Origin of the sequence: Stappia indica, assembly GCF_020177335.1 — a bacterium.
In the GTDB taxonomy this organism is placed as follows: Bacteria; Pseudomonadota; Alphaproteobacteria; order Rhizobiales; family Stappiaceae; genus Stappia; species Stappia indica_B.
In genome coordinates, this window is the sequence record NZ_JAIVMG010000001.1 from 96,513 (window position 1) to 113,745 (window position 17,233).

Consider the following 17,233-nt stretch of genomic DNA (forward strand, 5'->3'; position numbering starts at 1 on the left):
GCGTCAGCTCGCCTTGGCGACATCCGCGCCGAAGACCTGCCGTGTCGGGCCGGTCGAGTTCGGGTTGATGTCGAAGTCGAAGATGCCTGTCGGGATCGCCAGGGTGGCGCAGACATTCGGGATATCGACAATGCCGGCGATGCGCCCCTCCACTGGCGCGGTGCCGAGGATCATGTAGGCCTGCTCGCCCGAGTATCCGAATTTCATCAGGTATTCGATGGCGTTGAGACAGGCGCGCCGGTAGGCGACATGGGCGTCGAGATAGTACTGTTCGCCCGTATGCTCATCGACCGAGATGCCTTCGAAGATCAGATAGTCGTCGAAATGCGGGTCGATCGGGCTCGGCTTGAAGATCGGGTTGACCACGCCGTATTTGGCCATGCCGCCCTTGATGACATCGACGCTGATGTCGATCCAGCCAGCCATCTCGATGGCGCCGCAGAAGGTGATTTCGCCATCGCCCTGGGAGAAGTGGATGTCGCCCATGGAAAGGCCGCCGCCCTTCACATAGACCGGGAAATAGACCTTGGAGCCGCGCGACAGGTTCTTGATGTCGCAGTTGCCGCCATGTTCGCGCGGCGGCACGGTGCGCCAGGCTTCCTCTGCCGCCTTTCGGGCCGCATCGCCGGTGAGCTGGCCCATCAGCGCGGTGTCGGCATAGGGCAGGGCGGCGAGCGGCGGCACCCGGTTGGGATCGGTGGCGACCAGTTCCGCCTCGCGCCGGTTGGCCTCGGCCAGGAGCTTGTGATCGGGCAGGCAGCCGATCAGGCCGGGGTGGATGATGCCCGGATAGCGGACGCCGGGAATGTGCCGGGAGGTGGTGTAGATGCCCTGGAAATCCCAGCAGGACTTGCTGGCGTTCGGATAGTGCTCGGTCAGGAAGCCGCCGCCGTTTTCCTTGGCGAACAGGCCGTTGAAGCCCCATTCGGAATCCGGCTTGGCGCCAAGGTCGAGAATGTCGACCACGAGCAGATCGCCCGGCTCCGCGCCTTCGAACCCGAACGGTCCGCTGAGGTAGTGCACCCGCGTCAGATCGACGTCGCGAATGTCGTTGGCGCTGTCGTTGTTACCGATCTGGCCACCGGTCCAGTCGTGACATTCAACGCGGATCACCTCGTTCCGCTTGAAGGTTTCGACGAGGGGGATGTCCGGATGCCATCGGTTGTGCGTCTTGATATCCTGATCTTCCGGCGCCTTGTTCAGGTCGACCGAAAATACTGTCTTGGGCATGGAAGCTCCTCCTCCGGTTAGTCTCAAAGACGGGAGGAGCCTGCCGCAGCCGTCATCCCCCCCAGGATCGCCATCCGCATTCCGTCTTTGTGCGGGATTGCGAACCGTGCGGGGCAAGGTTAGGCAGCTTGTGTAATTCCACTGTGGGCGATGATCGGCCGTATTGTAATTTTTTGTAATCAAGCCAAGGGGTTAAGGGTGTGTTCGTGCAGTGGGTTGAGCCCCTGTTTCGTCTTTCCGATCAATGATTTGTATTATTTTTCTAAGGCCGCGCCTTCGCCGTGGTGCGGCAATCGGCTCTCCCTCCCAATAGTTGCGGGGGAGCCTGCGACAAATACCGATGCTGAAGCGCTCGACCGGCGGCGGGAAATGCGCTTATCGTATCGCCATGCAGAGCGAAGAAACACGATCCCGCATACTCGTCGTCGATGATGACCGGCTGTTGTGCAATTTCCTGCAGAAGTTCCTGTCGGGCGAGGGCTACGGTGTTGCCTGTGCCAATGAAGGGCGGGAGATGCGGCGGGCGCTGGCCGACCAGCCGTTCGATCTGGTGATTCTCGACCTGACCTTTTCCTCCGGCGACGATGGCATCACGCTGGCGCGTGCCTTGCGGGCGCAATACGATTTCCCGGTGATCGTTCTGTCGGGCAAGAGCACCACCATCGACAAGGTGGTCTGCCTGGAACTGGGCGCGGATGACTACATCACCAAGCCGTTCGAGCCGCGCGAGTTGCTGGCGCGGGTGCGCTCGGTGCTGCGCCGGGCGGTGCGGCGGATCGAGCCGGCGGCAAACGGGGAGGCGGTGGTCGCGCCGATGTGTTTCGCCGGCTGGCGGCTCGACCCGACCTGCTATCAGTTGAAGTCGCCGGAGGGTGAGGCGGTCCGGCTGACCAGCCAGGAGTTTCAGGTTCTGACAGCACTGGTGCAGCGGCGCGGCCGCATCCTGTCGCGCGAGCAGATCCTGGAGATCGTCGCCAACCGCAACTGGACCCCCTATGACCGCAGCATCGACGTGCTGATCGGCAAGATCCGTCGCAAGCTCAACGACAATGCCCGCGAGATGCAGTTCATCAAGACCATTCGCGGCATCGGCTACATGTTCGCGCCGCCCGAAGGGCACTGAACCGCGCGCGGCAGATAGAGGCTGATGCGGGTGCCGCGCCCCGGGCCGCTGTCGATGGCAAGGCGCCCGCCCGAGCCGCGCACGAAATTCTCCACCATCGGCAGCCCAAGGCCGCAGCCTTCGCCCGGCGGTTTGGTGGTGAAGAGCGGATCGAGCGCGCGGGCCCGCACCGCCGGGCTCATGCCCTCGCCGCTGTCGGCGACCGAGATCACCACATAGTCCCCGGGGACCAGGTCGGTCGGGCCATGATGTCCGTCGATGCCGAGCCGGACGTTGCGGGCCTCGAAATCGAGGGTGCCGCCGGTGGGCATGGCATCGCGCGCGTTGAGCGCCAGGTTGAGCAGGCTCGTTTCCAGCCGTCCGGGCAGGAGTTCGACCGGGGAAAGCCCGTCCTCCATGCGCAGGCGGATGACGAGCGTATCCCCCAAGGTGCGTTCGAGCATGCGGATGAGAGCGGGAAGCTCTTCGTCCAGCCGGACCAGGCCGATGTTTTCCGATGGCGCGGCGCCGAAGCCGAGAAGCCGGGTGGTCAGGTCGGATCCGGACCGGGTGGCGGCGAGCGCGTCGGCGACCAGCTCCGCCAGCTCCGGCTGGTGCCGCACCCGCTCTTCCAGCAGGCGCAGATTGCTGAGCTGAACGGCGAGGATGTTGTTGAAGTCATGGGCAATGCCGCTGGTCAGTTGCCCCATCGCCTCCATGCGCTGCTTCTGGCTCAGCCTTGCGGCGGCCAGCGCCTTGTCCTTGAGGAGCTGGATGCGTTCAAAGCAGCGGTTCAAGGTGGCGAGCAGATCCTCGCAGTGGAACGGCTTCATCAGGTAGTCGTAGGCGCCGGCCTGCAGCGCCTCGACCGCCGTTTCGACCGAGGCGTAGGCGGTGATCATCACGCAGACGAGGTCCGGGTCCTTCTTGCGCAGGGCCCGCACCACCTCGATGCCATCGCCGGTGCCAAGCCGCACGTCGACAAGTGCAACGGAGACCGATTGCCGGTCGATCAGGCCAAGGGCGGTCTCGCCGTCATGGGCCTGAAACACCCGGTAGTCTTCGAGTTGCAGCAGGCCGGCGAGGCTTGCGGCGAAATCCGTGTCGTCATCGACGATCAGCAGCGCTCGCCCGCTGGTGCCGTGGCCCTCCTCACCGGGTCGGTTGTCCTCCTGTCCTGTCATGTTGCCATCCTCCGGTTGGCTCATGCTCCCATCCCCGGTAACACAAGGGTCACGGTGCTGCCTTCGCCCTCGATACTGTCGATGCGGATTTCGCCGCCATGGGCTTCAATGATGCGCTTGACCAGCGGCATGCCGAGGCCGACGCCGAACGCCTTGGTGCTGTAGAGCGGCTCGAAGGCGCGCCGGCGGGCCTCCATCGACATGCCGCCGCCGTTGTCGGCGATGGACAGGCTCACCCGGTCGCCCTCGCGCCGGGTGGCGACACGGATCGCGGTCTCGCGATCCTGCACTGCCTCGCAGGCCTGAAGCGCGTTGGTCAGCACGTTGGAAAAGGCCTGGTGCAGGCGCTCGCCATCGACCATCAGCTCGCAATCGGCGGCAAGGTCGAGCTGGATCAGGGCGCGGGTTCGGTCATCGAGTTCATCGACCTGGGTTTTCGCCCAGCGGTCGATGGCCAGCGGGGCGGGCGCGAAGCGATGCTTGCGCGAGAAGTCGAGAAGATCCTCGATGATGCGCACGCAGCGCCAGGCATTGCGCTGCATCCGTTCCAGCTCGCCGGATACCGGTTCGCCGGCGTTCTTGAGCGAGCGGCGCAGGATGTCCGAGGAGGTCACCAGCGTGCCGAGCGGGTTGCGCAATTCATGGCTGACGGTGGCGGTGACCTTGCCGATGGCGGCCAGCCGCTCGTTGCTGGCCAGGTCCTGTTGCGCCTGACGCAGCTTCTCCATGGAGGCCATCAGGTCGCGTTCGGCCAGTTCCCGGCTCTCGTGCGACAGGACGATCCACCAGGCGCCGATGCACAGAAGCGGCAGGAGCGCGAGAAACACCCCGAGCAGCAGCGAACTGCTTTCAAGACGTGGCTGCCCGGCGGCGGGTTCGAGCAGCCGGTAGGTCAGAAGGATCGCTGCCGCCGTGACGATGGCAAGGGCAAAGAGGATGCCGCCGACCTTGAACAGCCGCTGTTGCATGTGCGGGGCGATCTTGTTGCGCAGGCCCCGCCCCAGATAGCTGGCGCGGGATTCCTCAAGCACCCCGCCGGGCGATTTGCAGACATCGTGGCAATGGGAATCGAGGCTGCAACAGAGCGAGCAGATCGGCCGTTCGTAGAAGGTGCAATGCACCATGTCCGGCCGTTCGTAATCGAGGCCGCAAAGCTCGCAGCGCAGGATCCGGCGTTTCGGATCGGCGAAGGGGGTGACCGGGCGGGCGCGGTAGTATCTGCCCTTGGTGAGAACGCCGATGGCGACCGCGCTGGCAAGGGCGGTGAGGAAGGCGATGGGCGCGGCATAGGCCTGGGCCATGGTGCCCAGCGTCCCGGTGAAGCAGACCACCGCCACCAATGCGCCGAGCGCCATCGAGCCGCAGCCGACCGGGTTGAAATCGGGCAGGTAGGCGCGCCGGAACTCCGGGTAGGCGGGGCTGACGCCAAGGGGCTTGAGGATGGCGAGATCGGCGAAGATCGACCCGATCCAGGCAGCGGCGATGACCGAATAGACCGCAAGCACCAGTTCCAGCGTCTGGAAGATGCCGAGCAGCATCAGCAAGAGCGAAATCAGGATGTTGAACACCAGCCAGACCACCCGGCCCGGATGATAGTGGGTGACGCGGGCGAAGAAGTTCGACCAGGCGAGCGAGCCGGCATAGGCGTTGGTCACGTTGATCTTCACCTGCGAGACCAGCACGAAGATCGCCGCCGCCGCCAGCACCACCACCTGATCGGAACTGACGTAGCCATAGGCCTGGATGTACATGTGGATCGGCTCCAGCGCGGTTTCGCTGGAAAGACCCGAGGTGATGGCGATGGCGGCGAGGAAGCTGCCGCACAGGATCTTGAAGCCGCCGATGACGATCCAGCCCGGCCCGGCGGAAATGACGGCGGCCCACCAGCGCAGGCGGTTCTCCGGCGTCTTGTCGGGCAGGAAGCGCAGATAGTCGACCTGTTCGCCGATCTGGATCGACAGGGCGAACAGGATGCCCAGCGCCGCGCCGAAGGAGAGCATGTTGAAACCGCCACCGCCTTTCTCGCTGCCGGCGAAGGCGACCCAGTCGCGCGCGGTCTCCGGATGACCGATGGCGATGGCAATGAAGGGCAGCAACAGCATCATGATCCACAGCGGCTGGGTGATCAGTTGCAGCCGGCTGATCATGGTGACGCCCATGAAGGTGATCGGGATGATGATCAGCGAGGAGATGATGTAGCCGAGCACCAGGGGCACATCGGCGAACAGCTTCAGCGCCTGGGCCATGATCGCGCCTTCCAGCGCGAAGAAGATGAAGGTGAAGGTGGCGTAGATCAGCGAGGTGATGGTGGAGCCGATGTAGCCGAAGCCCGCGCCCCGGGTCAGCAGATCCATGTCGATGTTGTGGCGGCTGGAATAATAGGCAATCGGCAGGCTGGTGATGAAGACGAACAGGCAGGTCACCAGCACGGCGGGAAAGGCGTTGGCAAAGCCATAGCTGAGGGTAATGGCGCCGCCGATCGCCTCCAGCGCGAGAAAGGAGATGCCGCCCAGCGCGGTGTTGGCGATGACGAAGGGCGACCAGCGCCGGAACGACCGCGCCGCGTAGCGCAGCGAGTAGTCCTCCAGCGTCTCGTTGGCGATCCAGGAGTGATAGGACCGCAGCGCGGGCAGATGCGGCAGGTCCATCAGCCGCCCATGGCCTCAGCGCCGCGCCGCCACCGGCGCACGCGATGTGGCGCCGACCGAATGCCTGGCATCATCCGACTGTTCCCCCGATGATCAGCACGTGTGTGGGCTCTTTCGACCCTTTGTCACCGAACATAGCAGGTTTGCCGGCCGCGTCTCCAGTCGGGTGATGGGGCGGGTGACTGCGCAAAAGGGCGCGAGCGCCAAGAAAATCTCGCATCGGGCCGGACCGTCCGTGTATTCTTTTCGTGACACCTGCAGCACAGCGCCCTTGTTCCCCCGGGATCAAACGCGGACCCTGACCTGACCAGATGAATCTTCGCCATATCGAGGTTTTCCACGCAATCCGGCTGGCCGGTTCGATCAATGCCGCCGCCGACCGGCTGAACGTGTCCCAACCGGCCCTCAGCCGGACCCTGAAACACGCCGAATCCCTGCTCGGGTTCAAGCTGTTCGACCGGGTGAAGCAGCGGCTGGTGCCGACCAAGGAAGCCGAACTGCTGTTCGCCGAAGCCAAGGACGTGCAGGTCGCGCTGGAGCGCTTCCGCACGCTGGCGCGCAACCTGGGGCGCAATCCGGACAACGTGCTGCGGGTCGGTTTCCTGCCCAGCCTCGGGGTAGGGTTGGCGCCGAAGGTGGTGTCCAAGCTGCCGCAGCACTGGGAGGGCTTCAAGCTGGAGCTTTTCACCCATCACTACGATGTGCTGGTGAAACGGCTGCTGGCGCTCGATCTGGATCTGGCGGTGGGGTTCTCCATCGTCGAGACGCCGGGCGTCAACAGCACCACCGTCGGCACCATGAGCCTGACCTATCTGGAGACTGACGGTCCGGACGTGCCGGTCGATCCTTCGCCGATGGATCTGCGCGAGATCGACATGAACAGCTTTGTCGGGCTGGAAGGGGAATCGCCCGTCGGGGTGTTCCTCAAGGATGCGTTCGAACGGGTGGGCGTTGCCTATGAGCCGCGCATCTCGGTGCACACCTATTCAGTGGCCGCCGCCTGTGTCAGCCAGGGGGTGGGCTGCGCCATCGTCGATGAGTTTTCCGCCCGGTTCACACGCGGGGTGCGGCTGCGTCCGCTGACGCCGCCGCTTCAGTTCACCATCACCGCGCTCACGGCGGAAAACCGGCCGATCTCGAACGCGGAAGACATGTTCATCAAGATCCTGAAATCCGCCTGCACGGAGCTGCACCAGGAAAGCTGATTGGAGGAAGGCGCGCCGGTCCGCAAACCGTCGCTTCCTTGCGCTCAGATGGCGCCGCGTGCAAGGAATCTGCCGCCGCGCGTTCCCGTCACCCGGCCATCGGTGAGAACCGGCCGGCCATTGACGAACACATGCTCGATGCCGGTCGAAGGGCGGTCTGGCGTGTCGTAGTCGGCAAGGTCCAGCACGGTCTCGGCATTGAAGGCGACAAGGTCGGCGCTGAAGCCGGTCTGCAGCCGGCCGCGGCGGGCCATGCCGAACACCTGCGCGGGCAGGGAGGTCATCTTGCGAATGGCTTCTTCCAGCGGTAGCACGCCATCCTCGCGGACGTAGCGTCCGAGCACGCGGGGGAAGGTGCCCCAGAGGCGCGGATGGGATTGCGGGCCGGGAATGCCATCGGAGCCGATCATGGTGCGCGGGTGGCTCATGATGCGGCGGATATCCTCCGGCGACATCTGGAAATAGACCCCCATGGCGGGGCTGAGCCGGCGGGCGGCTTCCTCGTCGTCGCAGCCCATCTGCTCGGCAACGCGGGAGAGCTCCATGCCGTTGAATTCCGGATGGGGCCGGGAGTTGATCACCAGAATGCGTTCCGCGTGCCGGGTCAGCTCCGGCAGCAGCACGGTGGAGCTGGCCTCATAGGGGTAGACATCCATGGCGATGTCCTGATGCCGCAGGGCCTTGTCGATCATCGACAGGGTCCGAACCGAGCGGCCGTAGTTCTGCTTGCCGATGCATTTGTGGTGGGAAATCACCACCGGAACGCCTGCCTGCCGACCGATGCCGATGGTCTCGCCGACCGCCTCTTCCACCCCGTCGCGCTCGTCGCGCATATGGGTGACGTAGAGAGCGCCGGGGAAGGCGGCCAGTTCCTGCGACAGGGCGACGATTTCCTCGGTCGGGGCGGCCTTGGCCACCGGATAGGCAAGGCCGGTGCTGAGACCGAGCACGCCGGCGGTCAATGCCTCGTTGAGATGCCCGCGCATGGCGTCGACTTCCGCCGGGCTCGCCGGACGGTCCGTGTCGGCGAGCACCATCGCCCGCAACGTGCCGTGACCGGCGAGCGCGGCCACATTGACCGCAACGCCGGCATCGTCGACCGCTCGCCGATAGGCGGCGAAGGAGCCGAAGCGATAATCGTCGGTATCGCCCAAGAGGCCCAGCGGCGGCACCAGCTTCGGCGGATGCTTGTAGGGCGCGAGGCTGATGCCGCAGTTGCCGACGATCACGGTGGTCACCCCTTGGGTGATCTTCGGCTCCATGGCGCTGTCGTTGAGAACGGCGAGGTCGTCATGGGTGTGCACGTCGATGAAACCGGGGGCGAGGCAGAGCCCGTCCAGATCGCGGGTATCCGGCGCCGACCAGTCGGAGACATCGCCGATGGCAAGCAGTTGCCCGCCACCGATCGCCACGCCGCCGGTTACCGGAGGGCTGCCGAGACCGTCGAACAGCTCGGCGTTGATCAGCAGCGTGTCGCACTGTTTCCGTGTCATCGGTGGGTCCTTCGGTCGGTGGGCGTGGCGCTGGGCGGTGGTGGTTATGCGGAAAGGCCTGCCGGGGTGCGCCGATCCGGCGACAGGCGGGGCTCAAGGGCGGCGCCGAGGGCGAGAAGGCTGTCCTCGCCGAAGGCGCGGCCCATCAGCTGCACGGCGAGCGGCAAGCCGGCGTCGCTGAAGCCAGCTGGCAGGGCCAGCGCACAGGCGCCGACGTAGTTGGCCGGGCGGCCATAGAGCGCCAGCGGGACGGTGGTTTCATCCACCTCGGCCACGGGCACCGCCGGGAAGGGGACGGCCGGCGTCAGGAAGGCATCGAACGGCCGCATGAAGTCGGCATAGACCTCCTTCATGTGGCGGTGATGCGCCAGGGTGTCGATGTAGTCGTCGGCGCTGACCCCGGCGCCGGCGAGAATGCGCTGGCGCACATAGGGGCCGAAGGCGCGGGCGTCATCGGCGATGTAGTCGCGGTGCACCGCATAGGCTTCGGCGGCAATGATGCGGCCATTGCGGGCCGTCAGATCGTCGAAGCTGAAGGGCAGGCTGACCGGCACCAGCTTTACGCCAAGGGAGCGCAGGGCCTCTTTCGTCCGTTCGAAGGCGGCCTGCATGACCGGATCGAGCGGGGTGGGAAAATCCTCCTCCCGCATCACCGCCACATGCATGCCTTCCGCCGAAAGCTGGCGCCAGGCGCTGGCCGTGCGCGCGGGGGCGGCAAGGGTCGCCGGGTCGGCGGGATCGGCGCCGGCAAGGGCGTCAAACAGCAACGCGGCATCCTCGACGGTACGGGTCATCGGCCCGACGGAATCGAGGGTCCCGGAGAGAGGGAAGCAGCCGCTCAGGCTGATGCGGCCATAGGTCGGCTTGAGACCGGCAAGGCCGTTGAGCGCCGCCGGGATGCGGACGGAGCCGCCGGTGTCGCTGCCAAGGGCCGCGGGCGCAAGGCCGGCGGCGACAGCAACACCGGACCCGCTGGAGGAGCCGCCGGGAATGCGATGGGTGTCAAGGTCCCACGGGTTGTGCGGGGTGCCGCAGATCGGGTTGGTGCCCCAGCCGCCGAAGGCAAACTCGACCATGGCGGTGCGGCCGATGGGGATCATGCCTGCGGCGAGCAGGCGCCGCATCACGGTGGCATCGCTCGCCGAGCGGCGATCCGACCATGCGGCACTGCCCACGGTGCAGGTCTCGTCCTGCCAGTCCACCAGATCCTTGATGGCGATCGGCAGGCCGTGCAGCGGGCCGTAAACGACACCGGAGGCGCGCAGCCTGTCATGGCCCTCGGCCATGGCCATCGCCTTGTCGGCATCGACATGGACGAACGCACCCAGCTTCGCGTCATGCGCGGCGATCCGGTCGAGGAAATGCCGGGTGATATCGGTTGCGGTTAGAGCCCCCTCATCGAGGGCTTTCGACAGATCCGCAAGGGAGGCAAATGACAGGTCCATGTCTTCTTTCTTTTCACAGGAGATACGTCCGGCCCGGGGAGCGCCCCCGGGCCGAGCGCGATTGATCAGTTCCGCTGGTCCCAGGCGGGGATCGGGTACACCGGCTTGGCGACGGCGACCTCTTCCGGCCAGACGGTGACCAGGCCCTTTTCCGGTTGCAGCTGCACGACCGGGAACGGCATCTTCAGCTGCTTGCCGGTCTCGTCGACCGCATAGGGGCCGGCGAGAACCGTGAGGTTGTCGCTGAGGTCGAGGGCGGCCTGCTTCAGCTTGTCGGCTTCGAAGCTGTCGGCCTTCTCGATGATCTCGCCGGCGATGACGGCGGCGCCATAGGCGAGGACCGTCTGGAAGTCCGGTGCATAGGAGACGTCCGGGAACATCGTCTCGTAGGCGCTGATGAAGCCCGCGCGGTCGAGGCCGGCGTTCACGTCCCAGTTGATGGTGGGATGGAAGTTGGTGTGGCTGTAGATGTACTGGGCATCGTCGCCGATCTCGATGAACTGCGGCGTCGAGGCGTAGACCATGAACGAGAACGGGAAGTTGACGTTCATCTGGCGCATCTGCCGCACCATGGAGATGAGGTCGCCCTCGTAGCTGGTGGGGAAGAACACATCCGCACCGGCGGCACGCGCCTTCTGCAGCAGCAGGCTGAAGTCCTTGGTGCCCTTCGGGTAATCTTCCTTCAGCACCACTTCCATGCCGAGCTTCTCGGCAATGGCCTCGGCACCGTCGGCAAGGCCGGCGGGGAAGGGCTCGTCGACATTGACGATGGCGACCTTCGTGCCGCCGAGGGCATGAGCCGCCTCAAGGCCGGCGGAGGGCATGCGCGAGACCGGCATCTGGGTGGCGGAAACGATGTTCTTGAAGCCCTGGTCGTAGAGGGCATCGGAGGCCGCCGACCAGATCACCATGAACTTGCCGAGCCGTTCGGTCACGGTGGCTGCCGCCGCCGTCAGGGTCGAGCCGAAGGGCGCGAGCAGGACGTCCACGTTCTCGTTGACGATGAGGTCTTCGTAGACCCGGGCGACCATCTGCTTGTCGCTGCGGTCATCACGCTTGACCAGCTCGACGAGGCGCTTCTCGCCGCCGAACTCAAGGCCGCCCTGCTTGTTGATCTCGTCGACCCAGATCTCCACGCCGCGCACGCCCGACTGGGATGCCAGGGCGAAGTTGCCCGATGACGACACGGTCATGCCGATGCGGATCTTCTCCGCCGCCTCTGCCACGGTCAGCGGCAGGCTCATGCACGCCAGCAGCGTGCCGGCCAGAAAACTACGCTTGGTAATGGTCCACATAGGTATCCTCCCTCTTGGGTCCGGTTGGTTGCGTCCCGACGTCGTCAGACGTCGATCCTGTAGTTCATCCATTCGGCGACCATCTCCTTGAGCTGGCCGTCGGTGGCGAAATCCTCTTTGGTGCCCTCTGCCTTGTTGCGGCCCAGCTCCAGGATGTGGAGCCGGTCGGAAATGGCGGCGCATTGGCGCACGTTCTGGTCGACCAGAATGATGGTCGCCCCCTGGTCCGCCAGCGAGCGGGTCAGGGCGTAGATGTCCTTGGAAATCTTCGGCGCGATCATCGCCGTCGGCTCGTCGAGCAGAATGACCTTCGGGTCGGTGACCAGTGCCCGGGCGATCTCGAGGAACCGCTGCTGGCCACCGCTGAGCGCGCTGGCCGGGCTGGCGGAGCGTTCCTTGAGCACCGGGAACTTGTCGAAGGTCGCGGCGATGGCGCGGGTAATCCGGGCCTTGTCCTTGCGGAACGGCCAGCAGCCGAGCAGCAGGTTGTCGTAGACCGAAAGGCCCGGAAACACGCTGCGGTTCTGCGGCACGAAGGCGATGCCTTCCAGCGCCCGCTGGAACGCCTTCAGGCCGGTGATGTCGCGCCCGCCCATGTGGATCGCGCCGGTGCGGGTGGTCAAAAGACCGAAGATGGTCTTCAGCACCGTCGACTTGCCGGCCCCGTTCGGGCCGATGATGCCGGTTACCTCGCCCGGCTGGGCGCGCAGTGCCACGCCCTGCAACACCGTGATGTCCCCATTGTAGGCGACACTGATGTTTTCCATGCTGAGTTCAACGCCATCCATGATCAGGCTCCCAGGTAAGCTTCGATGACGTCGGGGTTCTTCTGGATGGCCTCGGCGTTGCCTTCGGCAAGCACGTGGCCTTCATGCATGACCAGAATGTTGTCAGACAGTTCGTAGACGGAGGTCAGGTCGTGGCTCACCAGCATGACCGAGCAGCCGACCTCTTGCGGCATCTCGCGAATGATGCCGATCAGGAGCAGGGCAAGGCTCGGGTTGACGCCGGCAAAGGGCTCATCGAGCAGCACCAGCTTCGGGTTGGCGACCATGATGCGCGCCAGCTCCAGGAGCTTCTGCTGTCCGCCGGACAGCTCCTCCGCGTAGTTGTGGCGCAGCCGGTAGAGCTCCACCTTGTTGAGCCAGTGGGCGCTGATCTCCGCCACTTGCGCGTTGCTCAGCCCCTTGTTGAGCAGCGCGACGGCAAGGTTTTCCAGAAGCGACATCTGTGGGAAGATCCGCGGCACCTGGAAGGTGCGGCCGACGCCCTCGGTGAACACCGCATGCGGGGCCTTGCCGATGAGGCTGACGCCATCAAGGCTGATTTCCCCCGACGTCGCTTCGTAGATGCCGTTGATGCAGTTCAGCATCGTGGTCTTGCCGGAGCCGTTCATGCCGAGAACGCCGAGGATGGAGCGGTCCGGGACGGTGAGGCTGATGCCGGCAAGCGCCGTCATGCCACCGAAGGTCTTGACGAGTTGATCGACTTTCAACATGGCGTCACCGAAGGTTCTGGACGCCGAACAGGCCGGCAGGACGGATGAGAATGACGGCGATCAGCAGGACGAAGCCCAGCAGCATCGCCACGGTTCCGCTGAAGAAGACCATCGCGGTCTGTTCGGCGAGACCGAACAGGATGCCGCCGGCGACCGCGCCGATGGGATGGCCGAGACCGCCCAGAACGATGACGATGAAGCCGATCAGCGTGTAATCCTGGCCGATGAAGGGCGAGAAGGAGGGGAAGATCATCGACACGATGATGCCGGTGATGCCCGCCAGCCCGAGGCCAAGGCCGAAGGTCAGCGCCGACAGGTGGTTGAGATCCACGCCGACGATCTGGATGGCATCGCGGTTCATGATGATCGCCCGCAGCGCCTTGCCCGGCATGGTCCGGTAGAGGAAGTAGGCAAGGCAACCGGTGATGACGACGCTGACGGCGAGACCGAGCAGCTTGGTGGTCGGCAGGATGACGTTGCCGAACATCAGGAACGGCGGTTCCAGCGAGAAGTTCAGCGAGCGGCTGTCGGCCTCGAACGCCAGCAACATCAACGCGCCAAGCACCAGCGACAGGCCGAACATGACCAGGAGCGAGGCGTGTTCGGGATCGTTGGAACGGCTGAGCCGCTGCACCAGCAGGAAGTAGAGCCCGTAGCCGAGCAGGCCGAAGACGAGGAAGACCAGCGGCATGGCCAAGAGCGGCGACAGGCCGAGAAGCTGCTGGGCGAAGTAGGCGCCATAGGCACCGAGCACGATGAATTCGCCATGAGCGAAGTTGACGACCCGGAGCACGCCGAAGATCACATTCAGGCTGACGCCGATCAGCGCGTAGATCAGACCGACGACGATGCCGTTGACCAGGCCTTGAAGCAGAAGTTCGTTCATCTTTGTTTCAACCCTGTGCGACTACGGAATGAAGCGGCGGAAGCGCGAGAACCGCTGCGCGAAGGCCCCGACGATGCCGCGCGGCAGCAGCAGCATCAGCGCGATGATGACCACGCCGAGGATCAGCAGGTTCAGGGTCGGGAAATGCCTCCAGATCAACTGGTCGATGCCATAGAGCGCGGAGGCGCCGACGATCGGGCCGACCAGGAAGCCGAGCCCGCCGGCCATCGCGTAGACGATGCTCTTGGCGGTCACCAGCAGGTTGAACGAGGATTCCAGGTCGATGGCGTTGGTGTACCAGGCCTCGACACCGCCGACGAGCGAGGGGAACATGGTCGCCATCACCCAGGCCTTGAGACGGGTGCGCACCACGTTGACGCCGACCACTTCGGCGGCTTCCCGGTCGTCACGGATGGCCCTGAGGGCGATGCCGAGGCGCGACATGGAAAGCCAGGTGCCGGCGGCGAGCGCGCCGAGCAGGACGGCGAACATGGCGTAATAGGCCATGGTCGGATCGTTGGCGCTGGACAGGATCAGGCCAAGGCTGCCGCCGGTGATCTTGGCAGGCATCAGGGAGATGATCAGCTTCATGGCCATGGCCAGCGCGAGGCTGACGATGCCGAAATAAACGCCCTTGAGGCGCAGGGTCGGCGCCAGCAGCAGGCCGATGGCGACGCCGGCGGCGGCGGCGCCGGCGAGGGCGATGGGGATCGGCAGACCGAAGGTCTTGTAAAGAACGCCGGTGGCATAGGCGCCGATGCCGTAAAATGCCACATAACCAAAAGGCATATACCCGGCCATGCCGGCGACGAAGTTGAAGGACGTCGCCATGGTCAGCCACAGCATCATGTAGAACATGAAGGACAGGTTTGTGGTGAACAGGGGAACCGGCAGGAAGGCGAGAATGATCAGCGTGACCACTCCTCCCCAAATCAAGCTTTTGATGTGGCTCGTTTTCTCTGGATTATTCTGAGAAGCGGAAAGAGGATTCTGCGCCTCTATCCGCGTCTCTCGTGTTTCATCTGACACTGTGAGACCTCAATCGGGAACATTTCGCCTCAGCGTATCCCGGCGTCCCGATGATGTCCTATCGCAATAGCAGATGTACTTATAACCAAATGACATAAATTCGTCATATGGCGATCAGGCGGCGGCTTCGGTCCTGCGCCAGAGCGGAAACGGGTCGGTAAGCCCTTGAAATTCCGCCGGATCAAAGCGGGTCTCCTCGCCGGCAAGAGCGCCGTCGAGCGCGGCGGTGATGGCTTCCTTGTCCATGCCGGCGCCGATGAACACCAGTTCCTGCCGCCGGTCGCCGAACACCGGATGCCACATACGCTTCAGGTGATCCCGGGCCTCCGGGCCGCCGGGCCAGCGCTCGCGCGGGACGGATGCCCACCAGCGGCCCAGCGGCTGAACCGAGGACAGCGCGCCGGCGAGGGAGTATTCGGCGACCCAATCGGGGCGGGTGGCGATCCAGAAATGCCCCTTGGCGCGGATCACCCCCGGCAGCGCGCCGCCGAGAATCGCGTGGACCCGCTCCGGATCGAAGGGGCGGCGGGCACGGTAGACGAAGGAGGAGACGCCGTATTCCTCGGTCTCGGGCACATGATCGGCGAAGCCGTAAAGCTCCTTGGCCCAGAGCGGGTGCTGGTGGGCGGTCTCGAAGTCGAACAGGCCGGTGTCGAAGATGCTGTCCACCGGCACCCGGCCGAAATCGGTTTCGATCAGCCGGGCATCCGGGTTGAGGCTGCGGATGATCTTGCGGGCCGCGTCCAGCCGGTCGGGGCTGGCGTCGCTGACCTTGTTCAGCACCACCACATCGGCGAATTCGATCTGATCGACCAGCAGATCGACGAGGTTGCGGTCATCGCCGTCGCCGGCGGTTTCCCCGCGATCACGCAGGAAATCGCGGCTGGCGTAGTCCTTCAGCAGATTGACCGCATCGACCACCGTCACCATCGTGTCGAGCCGGGCCACATCGGCGAGGCTCACGCCGTCTTCGTCGCGGAACTCGAAGGTGGTGGCGATGGGCAGGGGCTCGGACACGCCGGTCGATTCGATCAACAGGTAATCGAAGCGCCCATCGGCGGCGAGGCGGGCCACTTCCTTCAGAAGATCGTCGCGCAGGGTGCAGCAGATGCAGCCATTGGTCATCTCCACCAGCTTTTCGTCGGTCTGGCTGAGATCGGCGGCGCCATGGCGAATGAGGTCGGCGTCGATGTTCACCTCGGACATGTCGTTGACGATCACCGCGACCTTGCGGCCCTGGCGGTTGCCGAGGATCTCATTGAGGAGGGTGGTCTTGCCAGCACCGAGGAAGCCGGAGAGGACGGTCACGGGCAGGCGACTGAAGGAGGAAGACATGGGTCCCTTTCGCTGAAACGGATATGTTATAAAATAACATTACGAGGCGAAGGGAGGGATGGCAAGCGCCTTTGTCGCGAGAGGGCAAAGGGGAGGCGGTGCTGGTGGTGGCGCTGGAAGGGGAAAGGACGCGGACGTCGGATGGTTCGCGGGGGCATTGGCGCGCGGACCGGATGCCGTGCGGCCGCCGCGCGAGGGACCCGGGGAGGAACCTGGCGGCGGCCGCGCAGTTGAACACGTTAAGAGAGCCGGGGTCAGCCCTTGCGCGCGTCGGCGATGGCGGAAAGCAGCGCCTTCTTGTCCATCACCCCGTTGTAGATCCGGGTGCCGACGATATAGGACGGCGTGCCGCCGAAGCGGAAGGCTTCGGCCTGGGCGTCGTTGCGCCGCAGAATGCCGTTGATCCAGTCCGGCTTCTTGTCATGCGCGGCCTGCAGGGCAGTGGGATCGAGACCGGCGCCACGCAGCGCCGTGTTGATTTCCTCCAGGCTGAGCCGCCCGTCGGTGGCCATCAGCGCTGCGACGGCGGTCGGATAGGCGCCGCTCTTCTGGGCGGCCAGCGCCATGGTCGCGGCGTGGAACGAGGGGGCACCGAAGATCGGCCAGTCCTTCATGACCAGGCGAATGTTGCCATCGGCCTTCACCACCTCCATCAGGTCGGGATGGGCCTTCTTGCAATAGGGGCACTGATAATCGAAGAACTCGGCGATGGTGACATCGCCCTTCGGGTTGCCGAGCACCGGGATTTCCGGATCGAACAGCACTTCCTTGACCGTGGGCATGCCTTGCGCCTGAAGCGCCGCCGGCAGCAGGGTGAAGGCGGCGGCACTGGCGGCGATGCCGGCGGCCGAGCCGGCGAGCAGGTTGCGTCTGGTGATCATGG

At 64.9% G+C, this 17,233-nt stretch carries 14 protein-coding genes; 2 read left to right on the plus strand and 12 right to left on the minus strand.

What is annotated here, in order from left to right:
* Window positions 1–3 precede the first annotated feature (3 nt).
* Window positions 4–1,230 carry a formamidase gene (gene fmdA / locus LC062_RS00420; RefSeq protein WP_224909071.1) on the minus strand — a complete coding sequence of 409 codons (1,227 nt, stop codon included), beginning with the start codon at window positions 1,228–1,230 and terminating at the stop codon, window positions 4–6.
* A gap of 340 nt (window positions 1,231–1,570) precedes the next feature.
* On the opposite strand from fmdA, the gene LC062_RS00425 reads away from it, so the two are divergent.
* Window positions 1,571–2,353 (plus strand): response regulator transcription factor, encoded by a 783-nt coding sequence (locus LC062_RS00425; protein WP_224909072.1) that lies wholly within the window; start codon window positions 1,571–1,573, stop codon window positions 2,351–2,353.
* Here LC062_RS00425 and LC062_RS00430 read toward each other — a convergent pair.
* Both LC062_RS00430 and LC062_RS00435 read right to left on the minus strand, forming a co-directional pair.
* Window positions 2,323–3,516, minus strand: coding sequence for a sensor histidine kinase (locus LC062_RS00430; RefSeq protein WP_224909073.1), 1,194 nt, complete (start codon window positions 3,514–3,516; stop codon window positions 2,323–2,325). The genes LC062_RS00425 and LC062_RS00430 overlap by 31 nt on opposite strands.
* A 20-nt stretch (window positions 3,517–3,536) precedes the next feature.
* A complete protein-coding gene (locus tag LC062_RS00435) occupies window positions 3,537–6,164 on the minus strand; it encodes an ATP-binding protein (RefSeq protein ID WP_224909074.1) in 2,628 nt (875 codons plus the stop codon).
* Between the two features lie 311 nt (window positions 6,165–6,475).
* On the opposite strand from LC062_RS00435, the gene LC062_RS00440 reads away from it, so the two are divergent.
* The gene (locus tag LC062_RS00440; protein ID WP_224909075.1) at window positions 6,476–7,369 is read left to right on the plus strand and encodes a LysR family transcriptional regulator; all 894 of its coding nucleotides are present in this window, start codon (window positions 6,476–6,478) and stop codon (window positions 7,367–7,369) included.
* 44 nt (window positions 7,370–7,413) lie between these two features.
* Here LC062_RS00440 and LC062_RS00445 read toward each other — a convergent pair whose 3' ends face one another.
* The 9 genes from LC062_RS00445 to LC062_RS00485 all read right to left on the minus strand — a co-directional run bounded on the left by LC062_RS00445 (window position 7,414) and on the right by LC062_RS00485 (window position 17,231).
* Window positions 7,414–8,862 (minus strand): N-acyl-D-amino-acid deacylase family protein, encoded by a 1,449-nt coding sequence (locus LC062_RS00445; protein WP_224909076.1) that lies wholly within the window; start codon window positions 8,860–8,862, stop codon window positions 7,414–7,416.
* 44 nt (window positions 8,863–8,906) lie between these two features.
* Window positions 8,907–10,307 (minus strand): amidase, encoded by a 1,401-nt coding sequence (locus LC062_RS00450; RefSeq protein WP_224909077.1) that lies wholly within the window; start codon window positions 10,305–10,307, stop codon window positions 8,907–8,909.
* Window positions 10,308–10,372: 65 nt separating this feature from the next.
* On the minus strand, window positions 10,373–11,602 hold the full coding sequence (locus LC062_RS00455; RefSeq protein ID WP_224909078.1) for an amino acid ABC transporter substrate-binding protein: 1,230 nt from the start codon (window positions 11,600–11,602) through the stop codon (window positions 10,373–10,375).
* A gap of 44 nt (window positions 11,603–11,646) precedes the next feature.
* Entirely contained in the window at window positions 11,647–12,390 is a 744-nt protein-coding gene (locus LC062_RS00460) for an ABC transporter ATP-binding protein (RefSeq protein WP_181761865.1), read from the minus strand.
* 2 nt (window positions 12,391–12,392) lie between these two features.
* The gene (locus tag LC062_RS00465; protein WP_224909079.1) at window positions 12,393–13,100 is read right to left on the minus strand and encodes an ABC transporter ATP-binding protein; all 708 of its coding nucleotides are present in this window, start codon (window positions 13,098–13,100) and stop codon (window positions 12,393–12,395) included.
* A gap of 4 nt (window positions 13,101–13,104) precedes the next feature.
* Entirely contained in the window at window positions 13,105–13,986 is an 882-nt protein-coding gene (locus LC062_RS00470; RefSeq protein WP_224909080.1) for a branched-chain amino acid ABC transporter permease, read from the minus strand.
* 21 nt (window positions 13,987–14,007) lie between these two features.
* Window positions 14,008–14,907 carry a branched-chain amino acid ABC transporter permease gene (locus LC062_RS00475; RefSeq protein WP_224909081.1) on the minus strand — a complete coding sequence of 300 codons (900 nt, stop codon included), beginning with the start codon at window positions 14,905–14,907 and terminating at the stop codon, window positions 14,008–14,010.
* 222 nt (window positions 14,908–15,129) lie between these two features.
* A complete protein-coding gene (locus LC062_RS00480; protein ID WP_224909082.1) occupies window positions 15,130–16,350 on the minus strand; it encodes a GTP-binding protein in 1,221 nt (406 codons plus the stop codon).
* 254 nt (window positions 16,351–16,604) lie between these two features.
* A complete protein-coding gene (locus LC062_RS00485) occupies window positions 16,605–17,231 on the minus strand; it encodes a DsbA family protein (RefSeq protein ID WP_224909083.1) in 627 nt (208 codons plus the stop codon).
* Between the last annotated feature and the right edge of the window lie 2 nt (window positions 17,232–17,233).

What these genes read in the sequence shown, in the direction of transcription:
- LC062_RS00470 (WP_224909080.1), bottom strand. Translation starts at nt 13,986, where the DNA reads ATGAACGAACTTCTGCTTCAAGGCCTGGTCAACGGCATCGTCGTCGGT.
- LC062_RS00455 (WP_224909078.1), bottom strand. Translation starts at nt 11,602, where the DNA reads ATGTGGACCATTACCAAGCGTAGTTTTCTGGCCGGCACGCTGCTGGCG.
- LC062_RS00460 (WP_181761865.1), bottom strand. Translation starts at nt 12,390, where the DNA reads ATGGATGGCGTTGAACTCAGCATGGAAAACATCAGTGTCGCCTACAAT.
- LC062_RS00485 (WP_224909083.1), bottom strand. Translation starts at nt 17,231, where the DNA reads ATGATCACCAGACGCAACCTGCTCGCCGGCTCGGCCGCCGGCATCGCC.
- LC062_RS00430 (WP_224909073.1), bottom strand. Translation starts at nt 3,516, where the DNA reads ATGACAGGACAGGAGGACAACCGACCCGGTGAGGAGGGCCACGGCACC.
- LC062_RS00445 (WP_224909076.1), bottom strand. Translation starts at nt 8,862, where the DNA reads ATGACACGGAAACAGTGCGACACGCTGCTGATCAACGCCGAGCTGTTC.
- LC062_RS00450 (WP_224909077.1), bottom strand. Translation starts at nt 10,307, where the DNA reads ATGGACCTGTCATTTGCCTCCCTTGCGGATCTGTCGAAAGCCCTCGAT.
- LC062_RS00465 (WP_224909079.1), bottom strand. Translation starts at nt 13,100, where the DNA reads ATGTTGAAAGTCGATCAACTCGTCAAGACCTTCGGTGGCATGACGGCG.
- LC062_RS00435 (WP_224909074.1), bottom strand. Translation starts at nt 6,164, where the DNA reads ATGGACCTGCCGCATCTGCCCGCGCTGCGGTCCTATCACTCCTGGATC.
- fmdA (WP_224909071.1), bottom strand. Translation starts at nt 1,230, where the DNA reads ATGCCCAAGACAGTATTTTCGGTCGACCTGAACAAGGCGCCGGAAGAT.
- LC062_RS00440 (WP_224909075.1), top strand. Translation starts at nt 6,476, where the DNA reads ATGAATCTTCGCCATATCGAGGTTTTCCACGCAATCCGGCTGGCCGGT.
- LC062_RS00480 (WP_224909082.1), bottom strand. Translation starts at nt 16,350, where the DNA reads ATGTCTTCCTCCTTCAGTCGCCTGCCCGTGACCGTCCTCTCCGGCTTC.
- LC062_RS00425 (WP_224909072.1), top strand. Translation starts at nt 1,571, where the DNA reads ATGCTGAAGCGCTCGACCGGCGGCGGGAAATGCGCTTATCGTATCGCC.